Source organism: Casimicrobium huifangae (genome assembly GCF_009746125.1).
Classification (GTDB): Bacteria; Pseudomonadota; Gammaproteobacteria; order Burkholderiales; family Casimicrobiaceae; genus Casimicrobium; species Casimicrobium huifangae.
Window position 1 is genome coordinate 827,918 of record NZ_CP041352.1, and the last position, 24,971, is coordinate 852,888.

Annotated in this window: 24 protein-coding genes and 1 pseudogene; 10 read left to right on the forward strand and 15 right to left on the reverse strand. The window is 63.2% G+C overall.

Going from position 1 to position 24,971, the window contains the following annotated elements:
• Positions 1-84: 84 nt before the first annotated feature.
• Both FKL89_RS03720 and FKL89_RS03725 read left to right on the forward strand, forming a co-directional pair.
• Positions 85-1,353 carry an FAD-dependent oxidoreductase gene (locus FKL89_RS03720; protein WP_156861451.1) on the forward strand — a complete coding sequence of 423 codons (1,269 nt, stop codon included), beginning with the start codon at positions 85-87 and terminating at the stop codon, positions 1,351-1,353.
• A gap of 10 nt (positions 1,354-1,363) precedes the next feature.
• Positions 1,364-2,557 carry a GGDEF domain-containing protein gene (locus tag FKL89_RS03725; protein ID WP_156861453.1) on the forward strand — a complete coding sequence of 398 codons (1,194 nt, stop codon included), beginning with the start codon at positions 1,364-1,366 and terminating at the stop codon, positions 2,555-2,557.
• A 19-nt stretch (positions 2,558-2,576) separates the two neighbouring features.
• Here FKL89_RS03725 and FKL89_RS03730 read toward each other — a convergent pair whose 3' ends face one another.
• The gene (locus tag FKL89_RS03730; protein WP_238363650.1) at positions 2,577-3,401 is read right to left on the reverse strand and encodes a tripartite tricarboxylate transporter substrate binding protein; all 825 of its coding nucleotides are present in this window, start codon (positions 3,399-3,401) and stop codon (positions 2,577-2,579) included.
• Here FKL89_RS03730 and FKL89_RS20325 point away from each other — a divergent pair.
• A complete protein-coding gene (locus FKL89_RS20325) occupies positions 3,306-3,653 on the forward strand; it encodes a hypothetical protein (RefSeq protein WP_238363655.1) in 348 nt (115 codons plus the stop codon). The genes FKL89_RS03730 and FKL89_RS20325 overlap by 96 nt on opposite strands.
• Here the strand turns inward: FKL89_RS20325 and FKL89_RS03735 are convergent.
• Positions 3,650-4,927 carry an esterase-like activity of phytase family protein gene (locus FKL89_RS03735; protein WP_156861455.1) on the reverse strand — a complete coding sequence of 426 codons (1,278 nt, stop codon included), beginning with the start codon at positions 4,925-4,927 and terminating at the stop codon, positions 3,650-3,652. The genes FKL89_RS20325 and FKL89_RS03735 overlap by 4 nt on opposite strands.
• Before the next feature lie 150 nt (positions 4,928-5,077).
• Complete coding sequence (locus FKL89_RS03740) at positions 5,078-5,971, reverse strand: LysR substrate-binding domain-containing protein (RefSeq protein WP_156861457.1); 894 nt, start codon at positions 5,969-5,971, stop codon at positions 5,078-5,080.
• A 129-nt stretch (positions 5,972-6,100) separates the two neighbouring features.
• Here FKL89_RS03740 and FKL89_RS03745 point away from each other — a divergent pair, with 129 nt between their 5' ends.
• Complete coding sequence (locus FKL89_RS03745) at positions 6,101-6,808, forward strand: pirin family protein (protein ID WP_156861459.1); 708 nt, start codon at positions 6,101-6,103, stop codon at positions 6,806-6,808.
• A 97-nt stretch (positions 6,809-6,905) separates the two neighbouring features.
• Complete coding sequence (locus FKL89_RS03750; protein WP_156861461.1) at positions 6,906-7,469, forward strand: flavodoxin family protein; 564 nt, start codon at positions 6,906-6,908, stop codon at positions 7,467-7,469.
• A gap of 181 nt (positions 7,470-7,650) precedes the next feature.
• Here FKL89_RS03750 and FKL89_RS03755 read toward each other — a convergent pair whose 3' ends face one another.
• From FKL89_RS03755 to metX, 4 genes are all read right to left on the reverse strand, one after another.
• Entirely contained in the window at positions 7,651-8,208 is a 558-nt protein-coding gene (locus FKL89_RS03755; protein ID WP_238363475.1) for a superoxide dismutase family protein, read from the reverse strand.
• A 104-nt stretch (positions 8,209-8,312) separates the two neighbouring features.
• On the reverse strand, positions 8,313-10,409 hold the full coding sequence (locus FKL89_RS03760; RefSeq protein WP_156861462.1) for a reprolysin-like metallopeptidase: 2,097 nt from the start codon (positions 10,407-10,409) through the stop codon (positions 8,313-8,315).
• A gap of 89 nt (positions 10,410-10,498) precedes the next feature.
• Positions 10,499-11,092, reverse strand: a complete 594-nt coding sequence (metW, locus tag FKL89_RS03765) for a methionine biosynthesis protein MetW (RefSeq protein ID WP_156861464.1) — start codon at positions 11,090-11,092, stop codon at positions 10,499-10,501.
• Positions 11,089-12,237 (reverse strand): homoserine O-succinyltransferase MetX, encoded by a 1,149-nt coding sequence (gene metX, locus FKL89_RS03770; RefSeq protein ID WP_156861466.1) that lies wholly within the window; start codon positions 12,235-12,237, stop codon positions 11,089-11,091. The genes metW and metX overlap by 4 nt, the downstream gene beginning before the upstream one ends.
• A 225-nt stretch (positions 12,238-12,462) precedes the next feature.
• Between metX and FKL89_RS03775 the strand changes: the two genes are divergently transcribed.
• Positions 12,463-12,981 carry a P-loop NTPase family protein gene (locus FKL89_RS03775; RefSeq protein WP_238363476.1) on the forward strand — a complete coding sequence of 173 codons (519 nt, stop codon included), beginning with the start codon at positions 12,463-12,465 and terminating at the stop codon, positions 12,979-12,981.
• Here FKL89_RS03775 and FKL89_RS03780 read toward each other — a convergent pair.
• The 8 genes and pseudogenes from FKL89_RS03780 to pyrE all read right to left on the reverse strand — a co-directional run bounded on the left by FKL89_RS03780 (position 12,964) and on the right by pyrE (position 19,635).
• Positions 12,964-13,698, reverse strand: coding sequence for a DUF429 domain-containing protein (locus tag FKL89_RS03780; RefSeq protein ID WP_156861470.1), 735 nt, complete (start codon positions 13,696-13,698; stop codon positions 12,964-12,966). The genes FKL89_RS03775 and FKL89_RS03780 overlap by 18 nt on opposite strands.
• Before the next feature lie 171 nt (positions 13,699-13,869).
• Complete coding sequence (locus FKL89_RS03785) at positions 13,870-14,055, reverse strand: hypothetical protein (RefSeq protein WP_156861472.1); 186 nt, start codon at positions 14,053-14,055, stop codon at positions 13,870-13,872.
• A gap of 176 nt (positions 14,056-14,231) precedes the next feature.
• A pseudogene (gene ptsP / locus FKL89_RS03790) lies at positions 14,232-16,013 on the reverse strand (phosphoenolpyruvate--protein phosphotransferase); the annotation flags it as partial.
• Positions 16,014-16,123: 110 nt separating this feature from the next.
• The gene (locus FKL89_RS03795) at positions 16,124-16,393 is read right to left on the reverse strand and encodes an HPr family phosphocarrier protein (protein ID WP_156861474.1); all 270 of its coding nucleotides are present in this window, start codon (positions 16,391-16,393) and stop codon (positions 16,124-16,126) included.
• Positions 16,394-16,452: 59 nt separating this feature from the next.
• Positions 16,453-16,908: a PTS sugar transporter subunit IIA gene (locus tag FKL89_RS03800; RefSeq protein WP_156861476.1), complete on the reverse strand. Its 456-nt coding sequence runs from the start codon at positions 16,906-16,908 to the stop codon at positions 16,453-16,455.
• Between the two features lie 135 nt (positions 16,909-17,043).
• On the reverse strand, positions 17,044-17,988 hold the full coding sequence (gshB, locus tag FKL89_RS03805) for a glutathione synthase (protein ID WP_156861478.1): 945 nt from the start codon (positions 17,986-17,988) through the stop codon (positions 17,044-17,046).
• Positions 17,989-18,140: 152 nt separating this feature from the next.
• Positions 18,141-18,977: a DUF4124 domain-containing protein gene (locus FKL89_RS03810; RefSeq protein WP_162527384.1), complete on the reverse strand. Its 837-nt coding sequence runs from the start codon at positions 18,975-18,977 to the stop codon at positions 18,141-18,143.
• Positions 18,961-19,635, reverse strand: a complete 675-nt coding sequence (gene pyrE / locus FKL89_RS03815; protein ID WP_156861482.1) for an orotate phosphoribosyltransferase — start codon at positions 19,633-19,635, stop codon at positions 18,961-18,963. Before pyrE ends, FKL89_RS03810 begins: the two co-directional genes overlap by 17 nt.
• Before the next feature lie 112 nt (positions 19,636-19,747).
• On the opposite strand from pyrE, the gene FKL89_RS03820 reads away from it, so the two are divergent.
• The 4 genes from FKL89_RS03820 to FKL89_RS03835 all read left to right on the forward strand — a co-directional run bounded on the left by FKL89_RS03820 (position 19,748) and on the right by FKL89_RS03835 (position 24,962).
• Positions 19,748-20,524 (forward strand): exodeoxyribonuclease III, encoded by a 777-nt coding sequence (locus tag FKL89_RS03820; RefSeq protein WP_156861484.1) that lies wholly within the window; start codon positions 19,748-19,750, stop codon positions 20,522-20,524.
• A 509-nt stretch (positions 20,525-21,033) separates the two neighbouring features.
• On the forward strand, positions 21,034-21,501 hold the full coding sequence (locus FKL89_RS03825; RefSeq protein WP_156861486.1) for a hypothetical protein: 468 nt from the start codon (positions 21,034-21,036) through the stop codon (positions 21,499-21,501).
• A 485-nt stretch (positions 21,502-21,986) separates the two neighbouring features.
• A complete protein-coding gene (locus tag FKL89_RS03830; RefSeq protein ID WP_156861488.1) occupies positions 21,987-23,945 on the forward strand; it encodes an ATP-binding cassette domain-containing protein in 1,959 nt (652 codons plus the stop codon).
• Positions 23,946-24,017: 72 nt separating this feature from the next.
• A complete protein-coding gene (locus FKL89_RS03835) occupies positions 24,018-24,962 on the forward strand; it encodes an isopenicillin N synthase family dioxygenase (protein ID WP_156861490.1) in 945 nt (314 codons plus the stop codon).
• Positions 24,963-24,971: the final 9 nt, after the last annotated feature.

Consider the following 24,971-nt stretch of genomic DNA (forward strand, 5'->3'; position numbering starts at 1 on the left):
ACTAGCCATTTGCCACATTGGTCACCAGAGCGGATTGGCGAACAGCGACCTGTGCTGTCGGGGTGATAAAGTCATTCCTGAAGCATGAAGATCATCATCCTCGGTGCCGGCCTGATCGGTGTGGCGACGGCGTATTACCTTTGGCAAGACGGGCACGATGTCGAGGTCATTGAGCGCGAGCCCGAGCCCGCCAGTGTGACGAGCTACGCCAACGCCTGCCTGATCTCCGCTTCGCGCGCGCTGCCGTGGCCGAACCCGGGCTCGCGCGGCACGTTATGGCGGTCGCTGACTGATGCCAATGCGCCGATGAAGGTGACCAAGTGGCTTGACCCGACGCTCTGGCGCTGGGGACGTGAGTTCATGTCGTACGCCAACGAAGCCGACTTTGCGCGACTCGCGCGAGCGAAGCTTGGATTTGCAAGGTTTTGCCAGGACGAGCTGGAAGCAACTCTCGCCGCGACCGATGTTGATTGCGGGTATCGCCGTGACGGGTTGCTCTACGTCTGCCGCAACGACGCCACGCTCGCGGCCGCGCGTGCCCGCGTGGCGCTGGTCGGCGCGCAGGGTTACGACGTCCGTCTGCTCAGTCGTGACGACGCCGTGACGCTGGAGCCAGCGCTTTCCGGTGCGGGCGTCGTGGGCGCCACGCTGGCCGTGAGCGATGCGCAGGGCGATTCGCGCTGTTTCACGCGGGCGCTGGCACGGTGGCTGGCATCCCGGCGTGAACGCCCGGTGCGGTTTCGGTTTGGCGAAACGGTTACTGCGAAACCACTGCAGCGCATGCGTGCGTTGGAACTATCGACCGGCGCCGGGCGACTGCAGGCAGACGCCTATGTTGCTGCGCTGGGTCCGCATACCGCAGCGTTCGGCCGTTCACTCGGGCGCGGGGTGCCCATATATCCGGTCAAGGGGTTCTCGCTGACTGTGCCGGTGCGCGACCCGGGCAAAGCACCAACGCGCGGCGGGATTTGCGAGGATTCTTTGATCGCCTGGTGCCCGCTCAATTCACCCGATGGGCCGACGATGCGCATCACTACAGGCGCCGTGTTCTGCGGTGACGACAATAGTTACCGCGACGCAGATTTCCGCGCCCATCGCGAGCATTTCGAGGCGTTGTTTCCCGGCGCGCTGGCTTGGGACCATCCATCGATTGAGCGCTGGGCCTGCCAGCGACCGATGACACCTTCGACGCTGCCGATCATTCAGCGCGACCCGACGCACGCAAATCTCTACTGGAACTGTGGCCAGGGCCACATCGGCTGGACGATGAGTTGCGGCTCAGCACGGGTGCTGGCTGATCTGATTGCCAGCCGTGCGCCATCGTTCGATCTGGCCGACATGCAGCGGGTATAGGTGCGAAGCAGTGGATAGCGGCATCAAACTGCTCGGTTACATCGCTTCGGCGCTGTTCCTCTTCATGTCCATCATGCTGCTGCTGACCATGCGGCAAAGCGGGAACATGCGCGGCGCCCGGCCATGGCTATGGAGCACCGTGATCGCTGCGTTCGGGATCGCGCTCAATACGTCCCAGGAGTCCTTGTCGCCATTCTTGAGCTTTGTCCTCGGCAATACTTTGATCGTGGTTGGCGCTGCCGTGTCGGCGCTGGGTACTCGTGACTACCGCTTGCATCGACCGCTGCCGTGGCAACCATTGGCTGGCCTGGCGATGGCGATCAGCTTGATCATCGCGTTTTACGCCTACATCATCCCGAGCAACGCCATCCGCGCGCTGGTGGTCGCGGTGCCTACGGCGCTGATTTGCCTGTGGCACATTGGCCTGCTGCTGGCCGGCTCTCCCGTGTGGCCGGGTGCCCGTGGCGTGGTGCAACGCCGCTTCCGGCTGCCGCATGCCATCATGGCCCTTGGTCTGCTGATGGTGGCGGGCGTGTTTGTGGCACGTGGAGCAGAAACCGCAATCCTGCTTGCGCGTGGCATTACCGAATTGCCACCCAGTGGTGCGCCGCAGACAGTTTTCCTGGTTTATTCGGCGGGGTTGTGCGGCCGATTGTTGTTGCTGATCGGGATGGTGGTCGTCATCTTCGACGAACTCAATCACGACCTGCGAGCACTCGCGTCGCGCGACACCCTGACCGGGCTGTTCAACCGTCGTGGCTTTACGGAAGCGGCAGCCAGCCTGGCGTCGGCGCCGGGCAGCCTGCTGATGCTGGATCTCGACCGCTTCAAGTCGATCAATGACGACTTCGGGCACGAGCAGGGGGATCGTGTGATTGAACTGCTGGCCCGCTGTGCGCAGGCGAATTTGCCGCCGAACGCGCTGATCGCCCGCTTGGGCGGCGAAGAATTCTGCGCACTGATGCCCGGTGCCGACCTGGATGTCGCCAGAGCCCACGCCGAATCCTTACGCGAGGCATTTCACCGTGAGAGTGCGGCACTCGGGCACTCGCGGCAGCACACCGTCAGCGTCGGCGTCGCTTCGTCGTCGGCACCACTAAGTGTGCTGGTGCCGCTGATGGCACGGGCGGATCAGGCGCTCTATCAGGCGAAGCGCGACGGCCGCAACCGCGTGGCGGTTGCGAGCGATATCGCGACGGCGTGAGATGGCTGGGGTCAGCCCGTCATCCTTTTAATCCGAGCTGCTGCACCAGTGCCCGATAGGTGTCGTTGTCACGCTTCATCATGGCGCGGAAGCCTTCGGCATCGACATATCCGAGCCCCATGCTCAGCCGATCCGTCACTTCCTTGATGACAGGCTCTTCCACTGCCTTGCGGGCGACATCACCCAGCATGCCGATAATCTCCGGCGGCGTGCCCTTCGGGGCGGCGAGGCCCCGCCAGGTGGCGAGCGAGATGTCGATGCCGCGCTCGCGCAGGGTCGGCACCTGATCGAACCCGCGCAGGCGCTTGTCGGCCGCCACCGCGAGCATGCGCAGCTTGCCTGCCTGCACCTGGGCGGCAACTTCGGCCGGGCTGACCGCGACCGCGTCGATGTGTCCCCCGAGGAGTGCGACCGCTGCTGGCGCCGCGCCACCGAACGGCACGGCGGTATATTTCACCCCCGCCTTGGCTTCAATCGCCGAGTGTGCGAGGTGCCAGATCGAGCCGGAACCCGAGTTGCCCATCTTCATCTCGCCGTTTTTCTTGCGGCTGTCAGCGATGAATTCGTCGATCGTTTTCCACGGCGCCTCAGCGCGCACGGTAATGGCGGCCGGGTCAGTGTTGAGCAGCGCGATCGGTGCGAAGTCTTCATAGCTCAGCTTGGTCAGGCCCAAATGCGGGACGATGACGATCTCGGCGAAGACCATCGCCAGTTTGTAGCCGTCGGGCTTGGCGTTGATCATCTCGCCGTGACCAATCATGCCGGAGGCGCCAGGACGATTGACCACCGTGAATGGCTGCGGGAAATGTTTCTTCGCGGCTTCGGCAAATGCACGGGCCAGCACGTCGGTGCCACCGCCGGCACCCGCAGGCACCACGATTTCGACCGGTCGGTTGGGGTATGCAGATTGCGCAAATGGCACGCCGAACGCAAGCGCGCTGCCAGAGGCCGCGAGCAACTGGCGGCGACGCCGATTGATGGGGGGCTGCATGTTCGTCTCCTCCTCGTTGATGGGAATCTTCATCATAACGAGGCGGTGGCCACGGGCAAGGTGGTGGGCTCGATTGCCAGCGTGAACAAGCTCGCCGCCGGCTAGTCTGCCTTCGGCCGCGGATGTGGACGCGGAATGATGATCGGGCGCGGCCAGATCCAGGGCCGGTAGCCGTAGTACGGGTACGGCCACCAGTAAGGCGGTGGCTCGACGACGTAAGACACTGCCGGGCGTGGCTCAACGACCTCGAAAGCCAGAAACTGCGTGATCTGTGATTTGCGGAAGTTGTCATCGCTGACGAAGATCAGCGTGCGGTTGCCGTTCGGCAGTCGCGGCCCGAAGGTCATGCCCTCGGTGTTGTCGAGTTTCTTCAGATTCAGTGAGTCGAAATTGATCACCAGCCGCTTCTGTACCGACGTGTAGTTGCCGTCGCGCAGCACCGGCACGTTGAGCACATCACTGCCGTCGCGGGTGTCGATCAGGTAGACGCGTAGTGAATTGCCGATGCCCTGCGAATAGCTGCGCTCCAGTACCAGCATGCGGAACTGGTCGAGCATCAGGATTTCCGGGATGCCGTTGTCGGCCTCGCCGTTAGGTGGCATCGGTCGGTGCGGAATGGCGTCGGGCAGATAGGCGACCTGACGGATCGGATTGCCGGAATTGGTGTGATACAGCGTGATGCGTGCCGGGCCGCCGGGCTTGTCGACCGTCGGATCGATGCCGTCCTCGAAGCGCGCTGCTTCCATCGACACCCATAGCGCCTTGCCATCCGGTGTCAGCGTCATGCCTTCAAAGGTGAGGTTGTCGCGGGGGCCGCTGTCGCCCGGCTGCATGCGGAACATCGGCAGTTTCGGCAGCTCGCGGATCAGCGTACCGTCGAGCTTCATCTCGCGGATCACCGGGTCGAGGCCGAGCTTCTTGTCACCCTCGCTGGTCCAGAACAGGGTGTCAGTGTCAGCGCGATAGCGGATCGCTTCCGGGTCGGGGATGTCGGTCGCCTTCTCGGCCTTGCCGCCATAGGTGCTGCCGTCGGCTTTCTTCAGCGTGACGACGGAGAGCAAGTCTGGTGTCTTGATCTCTTTTGCGTCGACGGCGATTTTCGCGGTGTAGAAACGCGCCGGATTGTGATCAGAGCGGTCGTCGCTGAGCAGGTAATACTGGTCGCGCGCTTCGTCGTAGTCGATGCCGGAGATGCCCCCGAACGTGGTGCCACCGACCAGTGCGCGATGTGGCAGCGTGGCTTCACCGATGAAGCGGAGCGAGAATCCAAGTGCCTTCGCGGTCTCGTTGCCGGAAGACGTGGTTGGTGAGTTGGCGCAACCCGCCAGCATCAGGGCCGGGACCAGCGCAGCAAGCAGGAATTTGATGGGGCGTCGCATGATTGTCAGCCAGGCGATGAAAAACGCATTCTGACACTTCCCAAACCAGCGGGGGCTGACCGCAGCCCGTTTGCAGAGCAGTACGATTTGTGGGCGCGCTCGTGTGCGCGTTACGAGGGTATGCACGAGCGAGCTTGAGCGTAGAGTGGGTTACTGCGGCGGTCGCACGTCTCGCAGCCGCTCGCGCCACCAGGTCAGCGCGCGCCCGCGATTGCCGCTTTTCCATGCCAGCACGGTGGGGCCAGGCGGCTTCGGCTCCTGCAGTTGCCTGCTGACCAGCCGCCCCTCGCGCAGGTGTTCGGTCGCGAACCAGTTGGCCAGATAGCCACCGCCGAGCCCGGCGATCTGCGCATCCACCTTGGCCTGCATTGACGGCACCACGAGCGTGTCCTGCCCGGACAAGAGGCCGCTGCTGCGCAACGGCAGGCGGCGAGCGCTGTCGCCGAGCACGATGGCGCGATGGGCTTTCAGCAAGTCATCGCTGATCGGCTCCGGAGCGCTGGCCAGCGGATGCGCTGGTGACACGCAATAGGAAAACGGCACGTTGAACAGCGGCTGCGTACTGATGCCCATGCCTGACGGCGGATCATTGGTGGCGCCGATGATGAGATCGGCGCGGCCATCCAGCAGGCTCTCCCACGAGCCAGCGAGAGTTTCCTCGTTGATGCGCAGTTTCGCCGGGCAGCTTTCGCGGAAATACGCTTCGACGTGCGGTTGCAGCCAGCGCCACGGCAGGATGGCGTCGAGCACGATGGTCAGCTCCAGCTCCCAGCCTTTGGCGGCCTGGGCGATCTGCGACTGCAGCTGGTCGGCTTGCTGCAACAGCGCCCGGCCCTGCTCCAGCAGCACCTTGCCGGTGGGTGTGAGCTCGGCCCGGTAACCGCTGCGATCAAAGATCAGCGTGTCGAGGTCGTCCTCCAGCTTGCGCACCGCGTAGGTGATCGACGAGGGCACGCGGCCGAGTTCTTCGGCGGCGCGGCCAAAGCTGCCGTGACGGGCGATGGCGTCGAGGATTTCCAGCGCTTCCAGGCTCAGTTTCAACATGTTCTGTATTTTCGAACAAGTGCGTCAACCCGGCAAGCTTGTCCGGTCCGGCGGGCACCACCATACTTCGCTTCATGCCGTAAGTGCCGCCTGCAGCAGGCACCTCGGCCCGTGTGAAAGGAGTCCCCCATGTTGACAATCAGAAAATCCGAAGACCGTGGCCACGCCGATCATGGCTGGCTGCAAAGCCGCTTCAGCTTTTCGTTCGCCGAGTACCACGACCCGGCGCATATCCACTTCGGGCCGCTGCGCGTCATCAACGACGACTACATCGCACCAGGGCAGGGCTTCGGCACGCATGGCCACAAGGACATGGAGATCGTCACCTACGTGCTCGAAGGCGCGGTGGCGCACAAGGACTCACTCGGCAATGCCGGCAACATTGTGCCCGGCGAAGTGCAGCGCATGAGCGCCGGGCGCGGCATCATGCACAGCGAGTTCAACCCGAACGTCGGGCAGCGCACGCATCTGCTGCAGATCTGGATCATCCCGGACCGCACGGGTGGCAGCGCGTCCTACGAGCAGAAGGCTTACGACGCCAGCGAAAAGCGCGGCAAGCTGCGCCTGGTGGCGTCACCCGACGGTGCCGAGGGCTCGGTGACCATCCAGCAGAACGCCCGCATGTATGCCGGTCTGTTCGACGGTGATGAGTCAGCCACTCACACACTCGCTGCCGGGCGGCTGGCCTACGTGCACGTGGCGCGCGGTGCGGTCACGGTGAATGGCGTCGCGCTCAACGAAGGCGACGCCGTCAAGATCGAAAACGAGGCCAGCGTGCGCATCGACAAAGGCAGCCAGGCCGAAGTGCTGCTGTTTGATCTGCCGCCGCTGCAGTAGGTAACCCATGCAGGAGCGGCTCCGCCGCGACCAACCCGGTGGCGGGTCGCAGCAGCGCCGCTCCAACAACGCATTTTTTTCAACCAGAGGAATCATCATGGCAAACGTCGCAATCGTTTTTCACTCCGGCTACGGCCACACCAAGGCAGTCGCTGAATCCGTTCAAAAGGGCGCTGCCAGCGTCGCCGGCAGCAACGTCACGCTGGTCAGCGTCACCGACGCCGAACAGCACTGGGACACGCTGGCCAAGGCCGACGCCATCATCTTCGGCGCACCGACCTACATGGGCTCAGTGTCAGCCGACATGAAGAAATTCATGGAAGCCAGCTCGAAGGTCTGGTTCACGCAGGGCTGGAAAGACAAGCTCGCCGCCGGCTTCACCGTATCGGGCGCGTACTCGGGCGACAAGCTCTCGACGCTGCAGCAGTTCATGCTGTTCGCGGGCCAGCACTCGATGCTGTGGGCGTCGCAGGGCATCATGCCGGGTTTCAACACCAGCAAGGGCAGCATTGAAGACCTGAACCGCGTCGGTTCCTACAGCGGCCTGATGGTGCAGGCCAACCTCGATCAGGGCCCGGAAGGCATCGCGCCGAGCGACTTCAAGACCGCCGAAGCCTTCGGCGCGCGCATCGCCACGCTGGCGAAGCGTTTCGCAGCCTGATCACAGCGCCAGCGCTGGCGATCAGCACCTGGCGCAAATCAAGCCTGCTTGCGGGCTAGAAACGAAAAAACGGCGAAGTCGACTTCACCGTTTTTGTTTGCCTAGCCCCAATCCAATAAGGCTTTCAGCAAAAAGTCGCTGCCGTCAACTATCGACGGCAGACAGGTCGGGACCGGTCCCGCTATTTGTCCGGCGCCAGTGTGATCAGCCCGCAGCTTACGCGCGGGCCGGCGTTGCCGAGCGGCTGCGACACGTAGTCATCCGGATCGCGGTGGGTGATCAGCGGCATGCCGACGATGCTGTATTTGCCGGGCGTCAGCGTAATGGTGTCCACCATCTGTTTGGTGGTGCCAGTGCCGTTGGCGTCGGTTTTCAGATTGAACATCGCGCCGGCGTGGCGGATCATCTGCCCCGGATGATTGTGTGGGTGTGCGTCGGGATTGAAGTGGGCGCCGGTCTTGGTGCCGTCACCGGAACAGTCCGGCACTGCATGCACGTGAAAGCCATGTTCTGAATTGGGTTTCAGGCCCTTGATCTCGGCCTCGACCATCACCTTGCTGGCGCCGAGCTGGCTGAAGCGGACCACGCCGACCGGATTCAGATTCGCCGGGCCGGCTGCCGTGGTGGCTTTCATTTCAGCAACGGCGACGATCGGCTTCTCGCCGCCCATCATGCTCTGGCAACCGGCTGCAACGGCCGCAGCGGTAACGGCAGCAGCGACGAGGGAAATACGTTTCATGCACTCACTCCTTCAAGACTTCAAGATTGCGGCAGACTCCGGCCGCCACTCGCGCGGATTGTGTCACGCCGCGCCCTGATTTCGCTATCCGAACAAGCCCGTTCTTACGGGACGAAGGCACTGCCGCAATTGGCATTCAGCCACTCGCGAATGTTGTTGTTGACGCCGGCCGGCGTGTTCCACTGGCCGCGCGCCGCGCCGGGCGGCACCGCGCCTTGCGTCACCGCGCTGCCAGTTAGCCCAAGCATGGCCCGCAGGATCACCAGGCCGTCGCCGGTCGCGTTACTGCTGGTGGCGCCGGTTGCCGGTACCGCCGCGAACGCACTGCGGGCGTAAAGGGTCGCCGCGGTGGTGTTCTGCGCGCAGACACCTGCCGGTGTGCCGAAGTTGGCTGCGCTGACACCGAGGAACCGGCGTAGCGTCGCCACGCCGTCGGTCGAGGCGTCGATGAGGCCGTTGCCGTCAATATCGAGGTTGCAGTTCGGGAAGGCACTGTCGAGCTGGGCGCTCAGGTTGCTGGTGATGCCGCCCACCGTCAATGCAGCCGGCACCACGACCGCAGGGATACGGTAGCCTGCCGCGCGTGGATGTATCGAGCCGGTCCACCCGGCCGGGCCGCTGCAGCGGTAGCTGCCGGTGGATGCCGTGCAAAGAATGTCGGGGCTTGACGTACAGAACGACAGATTGGCCACGCCGGTCGCGCCCTGGGTGATGGTGCCGCTGATCGGCGCATCACGCCAGCGCGAAACCTTCACGCGAACGTAGTTGAGGCCGCGCGCCGAATAGGCGCAGGTCGGGTTGTTCGCGCAGGACGCCGCCGCCGGCCCGCAGCCTGCCGCCGAGCCGATACAGGCTTCCTCGGCGGTGTCGGGTGCGACCCCGGCGATGGTGCCCGACGATACGTTCAAGCCGCACGACAGGCCATCGCTGGCAATGCGGATGCCGGGATGGGAATAACAGTTGAGGTTGCGGTTAACGTAGGCGATCGACATGATGTCGCCATGGGTGGGCATGTAGCAATAGCCGGTCGGGCAGCCCGGTGCGTTGTAGCCGTAACCGAAGCCATAGCCGTAAGAGACCGGCGGCACCGTTGCATTGGGCGCGTCCACCGAGAGACTGCCGCGATCATGGTTCATGCCCATGACGTGTCCGATTTCATGCGAGAAGGCGGTGTCCGGGCAGGTCCCGTTGCCAGCCTCCAGATCGAGTCCGTCGCTGAACACGGCATAAGCCCAGCCCTCGTACGGCGCCATGTCGAAGCCCACGGTGCCGTTGCGGTTGGCCATGCCGCAGGCGGCGTGCGCATTGCGCCGGAACGGACGGATCAGCACCACGATATCGGCCTGGCTGGAATCGCGCAGCGGCGCGACTGCGGTCAGTTCGGGCGGCGTCACCACCACGCGTCCAAAGGCCGGGATCGACGGCGTGATGTGATCAAGCGCCTGCCCGTCGGTAGTTGTCTCGGAATAGCTGCTGCGATAGGTTGCTACCAGCCGCAGCGTGATCGCTACCTCGCTGTTCAGGTAGCCGGTGTTGGCCTGCGCCACCAGGTTGTTGATGCGCGCGAGCACGCCGGCCACACTGCCGTATCGGGTCACCATGCCCTCGGTGTACACCACCAGCAGGTCGATCACGCTTTGTGGCGCTGGCGTAGCGAACACCACCGTGGCCTCATCACTGAGCTTGTGCTGCTCCGCAAGTGCTTGCGGCAACAACGGGGGCTCCACGAAATCATGCGCCGTCGGCGGCACCAGTGTATGCCCTGCTGCGCGCTGGTCGAGCAGGCGAACGCTGCCGCGCTTGCTGTCGCCACTCAGGATGTAAGTGGTGTCGGATGCGTACAGCGTACCGTACACGTAGCCCTGATGCTCGGTGACAAAGACGTTGTGCTCGGCGTCGCCGTCACGATGCATGCCCACCCAGGTGCGCGCGCCGGATGCGCCGTCGAGAACGCGCAGGCCCGTCAGCGCGAGCTCGCGCGTATCGGACACGGCAACGTTGCGTGTTTCGCCATGTGCGTGAGAGAACAGTGCGTCGAGGTTGATGCTGACATCACGCTCACCCGGTGCAACCAGCGCGCCCTTCGCGGCGCCGTTGGCTGTGCCTGCCAGTGTGAGCCAGCTACCCGTCGCGGCGCTGGCAGCGCCAGCGGCCACCGCAAGCAGCGCGGCAGCAAGCCATGTGCGAAAGAAAACCCTCATGAACCCCTCGTCACCCTCTGCCCGTCGTGGCGGGCCAAGCGCAGATTATCCCGCCGCAACAGGACTTTGGCGCCGTGTCACACTCAGTCTTAGCGCCGGATCTGGAATACGGCCGTCTCACCACGCACGTTGGGCAATAGCGAAATTTCGTGGCCACCCGCTAGTACCGCGCGACGTTCAACCCTGATGCCTTTTTCGGCGCAGAAGACGTCGAAATCGCGAATGGTGGAGAAGTGCACGTTCGGCGTGTCGTACCACTGATACGGCAGCCGCTTTGACACCGGCATGCGACCACCGATGCCGAGCTGCCAGCGCACCGACCAGTGACCGAAGTTGGGTAACGTCACGATGGCGCTCTTGCCGACGCGCAGCACTTCGCTCACCAGCGCTTCGGTATGGCGCGTGGCCTGCAGCGTTTGTGACAGGATGACCACATCGAACGCAGCGTCGCCGAACAGATTGAGTCCGCCTTCGATGTCGGCCTGCACGATGTTGAGCCCGCGCTGCATCGACGCCAGTACACCGGCATCGGCGATCTCGACGCCGTAGCCTTGCGCGTTGCGCTCGCGGACCAGGCGTGCGAGCAGCTCGCCGTCGCCACAGCCGAGATCAAGCACCGACGCGCCCTGCGGCACCCAGTGGGTGACAACGTCGAAGTCGGGGCGAATGTAGGCGGCGCTCATACGCGGATCCCTTCGAACGTGGCGCGCAGCAGCGCGTGATATTGCGGGATGGGCATCAGGAAGGAATCGTGCCCTTCCACCGATTCAATCTCGGCGTAGCTCACGTCATGCCGATTGGCGAGCAGGGAGCGCACGATCTCCTTCGAGCGCGCGGGCGAGAAGCGCCAGTCGCTGGTGAAGGCGGCGATGAAGAATTTCGCCGTGCTGTTGGCGAATGCGGCCGTGAGGTCGCCGCCAAAATCTTTCGCCGGATCAAAGTAGTCGAGCGCCTTGGTCATCAGCAGATAGGTGTTGGCGTCAAAGTAGCCCGCGAACTTGTCGCCCTGATAGCGCAGGTAGCTCTCCACTTCGAATTCGGCATCGAAGCCGAACTGGTAGTCCTCACCCTTGAGCAGACGGCCAAACTTCTCGCCCATCAAGTCGTCCGACAGATAGGTGAGATGGCCAAGCATGCGCGACAGCCGCAGCCCGCGCCGCGGCACCACGCCGTGCGCGTAGAAATGACCGTCGTGAAAGTCCGGATCGGTGCGGATGGCCTGCCGCGCCACCTCGTTGAAGCCGATGTTCTCGGCTGAAAGCTTGGGCGCCGCTGCGATGGCGAGCACGTTGCGCACACGGTCGGGATGCAGGATGGACCATTGCAGCGCCTGCATGCCGCCCAGCGATCCACCGAGAATCGCGGCGAAAGAATCGATCCCGAAATGATCGGCAAGCAGGCGCTGCGCTTCTACCCAGTCCGGTACCGTTACCACCGGGAAGTCACTCCCGAACGGCTGCCCGGTCGCAGGATTGATCGTGCCCGGCCCGGTGGAGCCGTGGCAGCCACCGAGGTTGTTGAGCCCAATCACGAAGAACTTGCGGGTATCCAGCGGGCGGCCAGGCCCGATCAGGTTCTCCCACCAACCCTCGCTGCGTGATGGGTCCGGCGCATCCTTGTAGTAGCCCGCCACGTGATGATGGCCGGAGAGCGCGTGGCAGACCAGCACGGCATTGCTTTTGGCCGCGTTCAGCTCGCCGTAGGTCTCCACCATCAAATCAAAGCGTGGCAGCGAGGCGCCGGACGCGAACTGGATGGGCGTCTCGAACGCAATCTTCTGCGGCGAGACGTACCCTACGGAGTCATGCGGAATCGGAGTGGTCGACATGGTCAACAAAAAAGCCCGGAGCCTTTGATGACGGCTTGCGGGCTGGGCGGTGATGACTGGAGCGCAAAGCTCTCAGGTCATCCAACGACGCTTTAGCAATTTCGACAAATCACGCTTCCATGTTTTGTCTCGCCCGCAAGCTGAATCTTCAAATCGGCGATCTGTGAATTTTACTGCACGTCCGATCGGAGCACGCTTCTCTGCTTCATGCAAAATGCGCGGCCCATGCAACGTATCGTCATCATCGGCTCCACCGGCTCCGGCAAATCGACGCTCGGCCGAACGCTAGCTGCGAAGTTCGGCGTACCCCATACCGAGATGGATACGCTGCACTGGCTGCCCGGATGGATCGAGCGCGACGACGCGACCTTTCGTGAGCTGGTGGATGCCTTCACCGCGCAGTCGGCCTGGGTGATCGACGGCAACTACAGCGTGGCGCGCGATCTGGTTTGGCCGCGGGCCGATACCCTCATCTGGCTCGACTACAGCTTTCCGCGTACGGCATGGCAACTGCTGCGGCGTACCCGGCGGCGCGTGTTTGACGGCGAACGCTGCTGCAATGGCAACGAAGAATCGCTCGCGCGCAGCCTCGGGCGCGACTCAATTCTGCTGTGGCTGTTGAAAACGTACTGGCGTAACCGCCGCAACTATCCCAAGGCGCTGGCGCAGCACCCGCATCTGAACCCCCTGATTTTCCGTTCGCCGGCTGACACCGCCGCCTGGTTGTCAGGTGTGGGGCGTTAGCGGGCGCACCCACGCCCAGCCCTCCTTGCGGGCCAGTGCGACTTCGTCTGGCGGGATGGCCTCGCCACGCAGAAAGTCGATACCGGCTAGCGTGCATAGCGCGGCATCAAACACGTCAGCACGTTGATCAACCAGATTGCCCAGCCACGGGGCCAGCTCGGCAAAGCGTGTGGCGATCAAGGCGCGGGCTGCGACGCCCTCCACCTGCTCCTTGTAGCCAGACGGATTGCCGCCGGTCGCCTTCAACAGTGCCCCCGGATAGACCTCGATCGCAGCGATCCGGTCCGCAAAATCGGGCGCCCACGCCAGCGGGATGTCGTGGCCGGTGGCCGCGCGCAGTTGCTGCAGCACACTGAGCGCCTGCCACGCGGCGCGCGCGATGCGGTCAGCACCCACTTCGAGCGGCAGCTTGCCGGTACGCTGATGCACCGATACATCGGTGGCGCGACGAAACAGCGTGTTCTGCGCAACTGCAATGCCTTGCCCCGCCTGGTGAGCGGCGAGTGATTGACCAAGTGCCGCTGGCCAGCCCAGCGGCGCATCAATCGCCAGCAGTGCCCGGTCGGCCGTTCGCAACTGCTGCGTGATCGCATCTCGAATGCTGGTCTGATCAAGCGTGCCGTGGGCAAGCAGCGACAACTTGCCATGTGTCCACCGGCACATGACAACACCAAATTTGCGCAGATCGGACGCAGCATCAAGGCCAAGCAGGATCATCGGTGCTCACAGCAAGCAGGACAAGCCGCAAGTGTGCCCGACATCGCATGCGGCGGAACTGGAAAGAAAAACGCCACCCGTCGGAGGAACGGGTGGCGGAAATCCCGGTCTCGGGGGTGAACCGGGGGGAAGGGAGGAGGGAGCCTGCAGAGGCAGGCAAATCTGTGCGAGTTAGACCGAACGTGGTGCGGTGATCGTCACGTGGTCAAAGACGATCACTTCATGTGCGACGGGGGTGGGCGCCACGCTGGCGAATGCGCCAAGTACGACACCCACGGTTACCACGGCAAACGCCGATGCAGCGAGTGCGGAGACAGCGGATTCGGTGCGGGAGAGGATTGAAAACTTGCGGCTCATGGTTTGCTCCTTGGTCTGTTGCATCACCCTGTAAGAAGAGTGCGATTCGTCGATGGAGCGAACTGTAGACGCAGCAAATCCGGGCCGCGAGGGGCGTGCGATGAGTTGCAGGCGTGCTGCGCGAATTGCGGGAAAACGGCGCGAACTGGCGCAGCCGGGGGGCGAGATCTGGCGGGTTAGAGTGCGTTCAGACGCACCAGTGCAGCTGCAATCTTGTCCGGATCGTCGGTGCGAAGGATGCGGTTGGCGGCGGCTTCGCAATCGGCAATGCTGGAGGTGAGCACGCGCTGCTTGATGGTGAGCAGTTGCGCCGGGTGCATCGAGAAATTGCGCAGCCCGAAGCCGAGCAGCAGACGGGTCAGACGCAGTTCACCAGCCATTTCACCGCACACCGCAATCGGCGTATTCGCCTTGTTGGCAGTGCGGATCGCCTGCGCAATCAGCTTCAGCACCGCCGGATGCAGCGGGTCGTACATATGCGCCACGGCGTCATCGGTGCGATCAATGGCCAGCGTGTACTGGATCAGATCGTTGGTGCCGATCGAGAGAAAGTCGAGATGCTCGATGAAGTAGCCCAGCGAGAGCACGGAGGCCGGAATTTCGACCATGCCACCGACCGGCACATCGTTGTCGTGCGCGATCTTCTGCGCACGCAGTTCGGCCTTGGCTCGCTCAATGAACGCCAGCGTCTGCCGGATCTCATGCGCGTTGGCCAGCATCGGCACCAGGATGCGCAGGCGACCGTAGGCGCTGGCGCGCAGGATCGCACGCAACTGCGTCATGAACAGTTTCGGCTCGGCGAGGCAAAGGCGAATGGCACGCAGCCCGAGCGCGGGGTTCTCGCTGGGCCGGTCGCCGAGACCCGGCATGCGTTTGTCGGCGCCGAGATCGAACGTGCGGATGGTGACCGGGCGACCCTGCACGCCCTCAACGACAGCGCGGTAGGCCTCGAACTGCTCATCCTCGGTGGGCAGATCCTCGCGGTGCATGAACAGGAACTCGCTGCGGAACAGGCCAACGCCGTCGGCACCGTTCTCCACGCAGCCCTTGACGTCGGTCGGCAGCTCGATGTTGGCGTTGAGATCGACAGCCATGCCGTCCAGCGTGACGGCGCGGGTGGATACCAGCCGCTTCAGCTTCTGCCGCTCGATGCGCTGGCTGCCCTGCTTGAGCTCGTATTCGGCCAGCACATGCTGGTCCGGGTTGACGATGACGAGACCGTTGTCGCCGTCGACGATCAACCGCTCCGCTTCACGGATCAGCGAGCGCGCGTTGTGCAGGGCGACGACCGCCGGAATGCCCAGCGAGCGCGCAACAATCGCGGTGTGTGAGGTGGCGCCGCCGACGTCGGTGACGAAGGCCGCGAAGGCGGATTCCTTGAAATGGATGGCATCAGCCGGCGACAGATCGTGCGCAATCAGCGCGGTGGCGTGATCGGGGTTGATCAGCGGCAACTCGCTCGGTTTGCCCATCAGCGCCTTGACGATGCGCTCCACCACCTGCACCACGTCGTTGGCACGCTCGCGCAGGTAGAGATCGTCGAACTGGCTGAATTGCTCCACCAATTCGTTCATTTTCTGGGTAACGGCCCACTCGGCGTTGCAGCGCTGCTCTTCAATCAGCAGCTTCGGGTCCTTCGACAGCTGGGTGTCAGTCAGGATCATCCAGTGCACATCGAGAAAGGCGCCGAACTCAGCAGGCGCGTCCTCGCCCTTCATGCGCTCGTGCAACGCCTCAAAATCGGCGCGAACAGCCGCCAGTGCGGTGTCGAAGCGCGCCAGTTCAGCCTCGATCTGCTCGGGCGCAACGTCGTAGTGCGCCACCTCCAGGGTGGCGTGCGAGACCAGTTGCGCCCGCGCGATGGCGATGCCCGGCGCGGCTGCGACGCCGTGCAGCACAAACGATATCTGGCTGATGGGCGCGGCGGGCTGGACGGGTTCGACGGCGGCGTTCACCAGCCAATGCTAGCAAGTGACGACGACGCGATTGCGCGAAGACAGCCTAAGGGCGGCGCCGCCTGGCGAACCTGTGTTCTGGAGAACGCCCCGGTGATACCGGCGCGACGCGGCTACTCGCCTTCGCCGAATTTGTCTTCGATCAGCGCGACCAGATCGCGCATGGCGTCGGCCTCGTCCTCGCCGTCGGTTTCGATCTGGATGGTGACACCCTTGCCGGCGGCAAGCATCATGACACCCATGATGCTCTTGGCATTGACGCGGCGACCGTTGCGTTCGAGATTGACCTCACACTTGAAGCGGGTGGCTGTCTGGGTGAGCTTGGCCGAGGCCCTTGCGTGCAACCCCAGCTTGTTGGTGATCTCGATGTCGCGCTTTTGCATGCGTCCAGTTATACCAGCCTTGCCAGGAAATGCCCTCGCACGGTGCGTTGTGGCCCAGGCTAATGCCGATTGAGGGCCGGCACGCCCTCATTGGCGGCGGAATGGGCGATCTGCGGGCCGAGGATCGGGTCAGCCGCGATGTGGAACACGCCCTCACAGCCGCCGGAGACCACGCGCTTCAGCAGGGTCTCCATGCCGCGGGTACGATAGGTGATGGCACGCACGAGCATCGGCACATTGGCGCCGGCAACGGCCTCAACGCGCCCCGGTACCAGCATCTTGCAGGCGAGGTTGGATGGGCTGGCGCCGAAGATGTCGGTGATGAGCAGCACGCCGTCGCCTTCGTCCAGTGCGTTGATCATGCGCTGCGCCGACGGCATCAGCTCGCGTGGCGTGTCGGTGCCGGCGACCTGCATGGCCGCGATGCCCTCCGGCCGCTTGCCGAGGACGTGCGTCATGCAATTGATGAGCGCGTCACCCAGATTGCCATGCGCGATGATGAGAATACCGATCATGCCTCGCCCTCACGTTCAGCCGGCGGCATCAGGCCGCTGGCCGAAGGTCACATCATGCCCTGAAATGTGGCACTTCTGGACTAATTTGGCGCGATGGTAACAGGGAAATTGCTGCGGCGCGGCAAAAATGCCGATTCAGGACTGGAGCACCGACTCCAGGTTGCGGATAAACATCGCCGCAACGTCAAAACCGGTCTGCGCCTTGATTTCGACGAAGCCGGTGGGGCTGGTGACGTTGATCTCGGTGACCTTGCTGCCGATCACGTCGAGGCCAACCAGAAACAGGCCTTCTGCCCACAGCCGTTTGGCCATCGTCTCGGCGATGTGGCGATCGCTGTCGGTCAGCGGGCGCGCCTCGGGGCGGCCGCCCGCCGCCATGTTGCCGCGCGTCTCGCCGATCATCGGGATGCGGGCCAGCGCGAACGGCACCACCTCGCCGCCAATCAGCAGGATGCGCTTGTCGCCATCGACGATCTCGGGCAGAAACCGTTGCGCCATGATCGTTTGCGTGCCATGGCGGGTCAGGGTTTCGATGATCACCGACAGGTTCTTGTCGCCGTCGCGGACATGAAAAATGCCACTGCCGCCCATGCCGTCGAGCGGCTTGAAGATGGCGTCGCCGTACTCGTGCACAAAGTCGCGCAGCACCTGCGTTGAGCGCGTCACGGTGGTCGCCGCGATCATGTCCGGGTGCTTGAGGATCGCCATCTTTTCGTTGTTGTCGCGAATGGCGCCAGGGCGGTTGAACACCCGCGCACCCTGATCGGCGGCACGCTCGAAAAGATAGGTGTGATAGATGTATTCCATGTCGAACGGCGGGTCCTTGCGTTCGATCACAGCGTCAAATTCGTTGAGCGGAATAGTGGCCTTTTCGTACAGCTCGTACCAGTCGTGGTCGTCATCGCTTACCGCGATCGGCTGGGCGAAGGCCTGCACCACGCCACGGCTGGAAAAAACACCGCCCGGCTCGATGGCGAAGATCTGGTGGCCACGCGCCTGGGCAGCGCGCATCATGGCGACGGAGGAATCCTTGTACGCCTTCAGCTTGGCGATGGGGTCAACGTGGAATGCAATCTTCATGGACGAGGAGGATAGCCGCGTCGAAGTCAGGCGTACGGCTTTTGTGTGAAACAACCGCCGAATAAGGGCTCAGGGTCCAAAAATGGAAAAACTCGACTTCCGCCAGAAAAGGCGGTTAGCCCGCGTTGAATAAGGGATCCCGCGAAAAGCCGCTACTTCCTGACCGGCGCTGGGCTGGTTGCGGCGGCTGACTTGCTGGCTGCCGCCGAGGCTGCCGTTGCCGCCGCCAGCTTGGCGTTCTCGGCATCGATCAGATTGGCCAGCCGGATGCGTTCGGCGGCGTAGAGCGTTGCCAGATCGGCACGGTCGCGGCGCTTGCGGGTGAGCAGTTCGGTGACGCGCGGCAGCTCGGACTTCGCCTCCAGCAGCAACGCGTTGGCTGACTTGGGGGCAGCGGGCTTCGCCGGGGCCGGGGGCGGCGCTTTGGCCGCGCCGGGAGCCGGCGGCGTGCCCGGCGCTGCCGCGGGTGCTGCGATTGGGGTCGCCGGTGCACTGGCAGGCGAAGCCAATTTGGCGATCTCTTGCGGCGTGGCTTGCTGGCCGGCGACGATTTTGGCGAGGATCGCTTCGCGTTCGGTCAGGTTGCGGATCTCGGTTTCCAGATTGCCCAGCGCCCGGTCGCGAACGCGATCAAAATCTTTCAGGTCGGCGTAGGTGGTCAGCAGCGCTTTGTCCTTGCGCTCCTGCTCCAGGCGGGCCTCGCGGGCCTTGGCCTCGTCGGCAACGCGCTGCGCAGCGAGCCGCTTTTCCTCGATCGTCGCGGCGCGCTCGGTCTCGCGCTTGAGCGTGCCGTCGGCGCGCAGCTCCTTGCGGGCGCGGTCGTTTGCTGCCGGCGGGATGGTGTCGCTGTATTGCACCTTGCCGTTTTCATCGACCCACTTGTAGAGCTGGGCCTCGCACGTTCCCGCCGCCAGCAATGCGCAGGCCGCAGCGAGCGGCCACCAACGCGTAACCAGCGCCTGAAGCGGCGAGCTAGGCGAGCACTCCATACTGAGCACGATAGGCTTCAATCTTGTCCTTGAACTGGCTGAGGCCGGCGTCGCTGCCCACCAGCTGCAGCACATCTGGCAAGGCAGCGATGGCGATCACGGGGATGCCGACTGTTGTTTCAACCTCCTGTACTGCAGAGAGTGTGCCAGTGCCACGCTCCATGCGGTCGAGCATGATCAGCACGCCCGCCGGTTCGGCGCCCGCCGCGCGAATGATGGCGACTGACTCGCGCACGCTGGTGCCGGCGGTGATTACGTCGTCCACAATCAGCACCCGCCCCTTGAGCGGCGCGCCGACGATCAAGCCGCCTTCGCCGTGGTCCTTGGCCTCTTTGCGGTTGAACGAATACGGCAAATTGTGACCTTTTTCGGCAAGTCCGATGGCCAGTGCCGATACCAGCGGAATCCCCTTGTACGCCGGGCCGAAGGTCATGTCGAAGGCCACGCCCGACGCCAGCGCGGCATCGGCGTAGTAGCGGCCAAGCCGGTGCAATGACTCGCCGGTATTGAACAAACCGCTGTTGAAAAAGTACGGCGACAGGCGGCCGGATTTGGTCTTGAATTCACCAAAGCGGAGCACGTCGCAGGCAAGTGCGAAGCGGAGGAAGTCTTGGCGGAAGGCGTCGGGCGAGCGGGAGTCGGGCGTGGTTGCGGTCATGGGCAAATGCTTTCCTTTCAGGCAGACGTGAACCGCGCCCAAATGGCGCCGTTCATGGAAAATGGGGAACACCGTATTTTCTCGCGTCCTGCGACGCAAGGCCAGCAAATCCATGCGCATCGTCACCCTCAATGCCAACGGCATCCGCTCCGCCAACAACAAGGGCCTCGCCAACTGGATGAACAGCCTGCGTGGCTGGGACGTGTTCTGCCTGCAGGAAATGAAGGCCAACACCGAGGACGTACCGGAAGAGTTGCTGCGACCAAAGAAGAGCCACGGACACTTCCATCCGGCCGAAAAGAAAGGCTACGCCGGCACCGCGCTGTGGTCGAAACAGAAACCCGTGAATGTCATCAAGGAATTTGGCGTCGGTGAGTTCGACCGTGAAGGCCGCTACCTCGAAGCCGATTTCGGCCATGTTGCCGTCGTCTCGCTCTACCTGCCCTCGGGCGCCGCCGGGCCTGAGCGGCAGGCCAGCAAGGACCGCTTTCTGGTGGAGTTCCCGAAGCATCTGCGGGCGCTACGCAAGCGCGGCAAGGAGGTAGTGATCTGCGGCGACTTCAATATCGCGCACAAGGAAATCGACCTCAAGAACTACAAGAGCAACAAGAAGAACTCAGGCTTCCTGCCGCACGAACGCGAGTGGCTGACCCACGTGTTCGACGAAATTGGCTTCGTCGATGTCTTCCGCACTCTCGACCAGCGCGCCGAGCAATACACGTGGTGGAGCAACCGCGGCAATGCCTACGCCAACAACGTGGGGTGGCGGCTCGACTATCAGATCGCCACGCCAGGGATTGCGGCTACTGCGAAAAAGGCGCAGATCTATCTCGAAGAGAAGTTCTCCGACCACGCGCCGTTGATTATTGATTACGACTTTGCGCTATGACGCCCGCGAGGGCGTCTTCCTCGGCGCCGCAGAGGATCAAGCGCGTACGCCACGCGAAGCACAAATGTCCGTTCGTGGTGAGCTTGTCGAACCATGAACGCAGTTTGTCCCCTCGCCCTTGAGGGGAGAGGGCTAGGGAGAGGGTGACGGTGAAATGAAGTTTGCTCTTTGCGACGAGCTGCTCATGCCGCAGGGCAGTCACTTTCTTTGCTTCGCCAAAGAAAGTAACCAAAGAAAGGCGACCCCAGGCGATTCGCTGTTTCCTGCGGTGCTCGCAACGCGCGGGACCCGCACAAATCGCCCGAGGGCGCGCAAGTCTGCGCGCAGTGGGCTCATGGTGCGGGTCTACGACCGCGCGTTGCTCCGCTCCTCGGGGCGAATCCATGGGGCCCCTGTCGAACCGAAGCTTGATCGCTTCGCGATGGGGCGGTAATCTTGACGCGAGTATCCAAATGGAGCTTCTGAGTGCGCAGCAATAAATGTTGAGACAGATTTTTTGGCGATGGCCCTTGTTGTTTCTCGTCTTGCCGTTACTCGCCGACGCGCAAGGCTTGAGTGTTGCCAAGAAAGAAGCAGAGGCCTTGCTTGATGCGGCGTTGCCATTTGCTGAAAAGATGTTGCAACAGCACCGCGAATTTTTTCCGTACGGATATGCGATGGACAAAAACGGCAAGACGGTTGCGGTGTCCGGTTATGACTCGCGTGAACGTCCGCCGTCGTCTGACTTGATTCGGCAGTTGAAAAAAGTCTTCGTTTCCGGCGCAAAGTCGGGTGCGTACAAGGCAACAGCGCTTGTGTATGACGTAAGAATCAACTTGCCGGGAACGGGCGCCAAGTCTGATGCGATCGCGGTGTCGCTGAATCACCGTGACAACTATTCCGTTGTGGTTTTCTTTCCCTACAAATTCGAGAGCGCGAAGCTCGTCGTTGGAGATCCAATTGCAAATCAAGGTGAGGCTGACATATTCCGTCGATAGCACCGCACTTTAGTGGCGTAGCCCGGATGCTTGCATCCGGGTTCCCGTGCTCTATCGCGAAGCGATCAAGTAAGTATCGGTTCCAAGGGGTCCCCATGGATTCGCCCCGAGGAGCGGAGCAACGCGCGGTCGTAGACCCGCACCATGAGCCCACTGGTTGCGTGCAGCGCAACTTTCGGGCGATTTGTGCGGGTCCCGCGCGTTGCGAGCACCGCAGGGAAACAGCGAATCGCCTGGGGTCGCCTTTTCTTTGGTGACTTTCTTTTGGCGAAGCAAAAGAAAGTTACTGCCACGCGCGGCACGAGCGCGCTGGCGGCAAACCAACCATCTCCCCGAAGAACAAGTTTGGCTGGTATCAGCTTGCGGCGGGCAGTGCCCGCCCTACGCACCACGGCCCGTGGTTCGACGCGCCCACCACGAACGGTGAAACGGGGCTCCGGGGCCAAGCCCCGGGCGAATTGCCTTCGCCACGGCAAAATTACGCCATGCTTCGCCTTATCGACCTGATTCTTGCCCGCGGCAGTACGCCGCTCATCGACCGCGCCAACATCACCATCAACCCCGGCCGCAAGGTCGGGATCATTGGCGCCAATGGCGCTGGCAAATCCACCTTGTTCGCGGCGTTACGTGGGCAGTTGCACGCCGAGCGCGGTGATATCGCGATGCCCAATGGTTGGGTGATCGCGCATGTGGCGCAGGAGACGCCGCCCTCGGATCGCACGGCGCTCGAATACGCGCTTGATGGCGACGTCGAATTGCGCGAGCTGGAGATCGCCATCGCGCGCGAGACCGAGCATCCGAACCCGGACGCCGCGAAGCATGGCGAGGAGCTGGCGCACCTGTACGCGCGGATGGAGACGATTGGCGGCTACGCAGCGCCTGCGCGTGCGGCCGAGCTGCTGGCGGGGCTCGGCTTTGAGCACGACATGCAGTCGCGCGCAGTGACGACATTCTCCGGCGGCTGGCGCATGCGCCTCAACCTTGCGCAGGCGCTGATGTGTCGCAGTGATCTGCTGTTGCTCGACGAGCCGACCAACCATCTGGACCTCGACGCCGTGATGTGGCTGGAGGACTGGCTGGCTCGCTACCCGGGCACACTACTGGTGATCACCCATGACCGCGACTTCATTGATCGTGTGGCCGATCAGATTCTCTACTTTGACACCTCCGCGGGCGATGCTGGCTCCAAGCTGAAGCTCTACACCGGCAACTACGCCTCGTTCGAGGAACAGCGCGCGACCGAGCTTTCGGTGCAGCAATCGGCGTTCGAGAAGCAGCAGCGCACTATCAAGCATCTCGAATCCTTCATCACGCGCTTCAAGGCGAAAGCGACCAAAGCGGCGCAGGCGCAGAGCCGTATCAAGGCCCTTGAAAAGCTCGAACGCATCGCGCCGGCGCACGTGGATTCACCGTTCACCTTCGAGTTCAAGAAGCCCGAGGGCGAACCACGCCAGTTGCTCAAGTTCGCCGACATGAAACTGGGCTACGGCGAAGGCGAGGCGCAGAAGGTCATCCTCGACCGCGTGAGCTTTTCGATATTGCCGAACTCGCGCATCGGCTTGCTCGGCCGCAATGGTGCCGGCAAGTCCACGCTGGTCAAGGCGCTGGCGGGCGCGCTTGCGCCACTCGCCGGCGAACGCATCGAGGGCCAGCATCTCAAGATCGCGTACTTCGCGCAGCACCAGCTGGAGCAGTTGCGCACAGATGAGACGCCGTTCTGGCATCTCGACCAGCTCGACAAGAAGCTTGTTGAGGAGCGTGGCTACCCGCGCGCTCGCGATCAGGACATTCGCAACTTCCTCGGCGGCTTCGACTTTCGTGGCGATCGCGTGGGCGAAAAAGTGGGTGTGTTCTCCGGCGGTGAGAAGGCGCGACTGGTGCTCGCGATGCTGGTCTACGAGCGACCGAACCTGCTGCTGCTCGACGAGCCGACCAATCACCTCGACATCGAGATGCGGCAGGCGCTAACGCTGGCGCTGCAGGACTATGAGGGCGCACTGGTGGTCGTGGCGCATGACCGGCACATCCTGCGTGCCTGCTGCGACGAGCTCTGGCTGGTGGCGAATCATCGGGTGGCGCCGTTCGAAGGCGATCTCGACGACTATCGCGACTGGTTGCGCGAGCAGCGCGCCAAACCAGCGGGCGGCGATTCCGCACCGTCACGCAAGGACGACAAACGCGCCGAGGCCGAGGAGCGGCAACGCCTCGCCAACCTGCGCAAACCGATCCAGAAGCGCATCGACGCCATCGAAAAGGAGCTGGCCAAGCTTACCGGTGCGCGCGACGCGCTAGACGCATGGCTCGCGAGCGAAGCCGCTTACGCGCAGGAAAACGCTCCGTCGCTCGGCGACAAGACACGCGAACGCGGTGAGCTTGCGGCCAAGGTCGATGCGCTGGAGGAAGAGTGGATGGAGAAGCAGGAAGCGATGCAGTGGGTGCGCTAGATGTGTCTGCCTCCTTGTCTGGCTTCTCTCCCGCGGAGGCGGGGTCGGCAAGCGTGAATCGGGGCGAGCACATTGCCTGAGATTCCACTGATCGACATCGCCGGTTTCGCGGACCATGCGAGCCTCGGTCGTGCCCTTGGCGCAGCTGCACGTGACACCGGGTTCTTCGTCATCACCGGACACGGCATCGCGCCGACAATGACCGACGCCGTCTTTGCGCAAGCGCAACGGTTTTTCGCGACCGACCCGGACACAAAGGCCGCACTGTCCATCAAGCGTACGGGCAACAATCGTGGCTACGTGGCGCTCGGCGAAGAGCGGCTGGACGCGAGCAAGCCCGGCGATGTGAAGGAAGCGTTCAACATCGGTTGGGATTTGCCGGCGGACCACCCGGATGTGATTGCGTGCAAACCGTTTCGCGGCGTCAACGTGTGGCCGGGCAAGCAGCAATTGCCCGGCTTTCGGGCGACGATGCTCGCGTACTTCGACGCCTGTCACCGTCTGGGCATGCGCCTGCATCGGGCGCTGGCATACGACCTTGGTGCTGCCGAAAACTTCTTCGACGACAAACTTGATCAGCCGCTGGCAACCTTGCGTCTGCTGCACTATCCGCCGCGTCCCGACCGCTTTGAACCGGGCCAGACGGGTGCGGGCGAGCACACCGACTACGGCAATCTCACGCTGCTGGCGACCGACGATGCCGGCGGGCTGGAAGTGCGTACGCGGGATGGGCAGTGGGTTTCGCCACCGTCCATCCCCGGTGCCCTGATCTGCAACATTGGCGATTGCCTGATGCGCTGGACTAACGATGTCTATGTGTCGACGCCGCACCGTGTGGTCAATCCGGTCGGTCGTGAGCGCTTTTCCGTGGCGTTCTTTCTGGATCCCAATCCCGATGCGGTAGTGAGCTGCCTGCCCAGTTGCGCCACGCCTGAACGCCCGGCGCGATATCGGCCAACCACTGGTGCTGACTACCTCAAGTCACGGCTGGACGCGACGTATGCACAGCTCATTTGAAGTAACAGC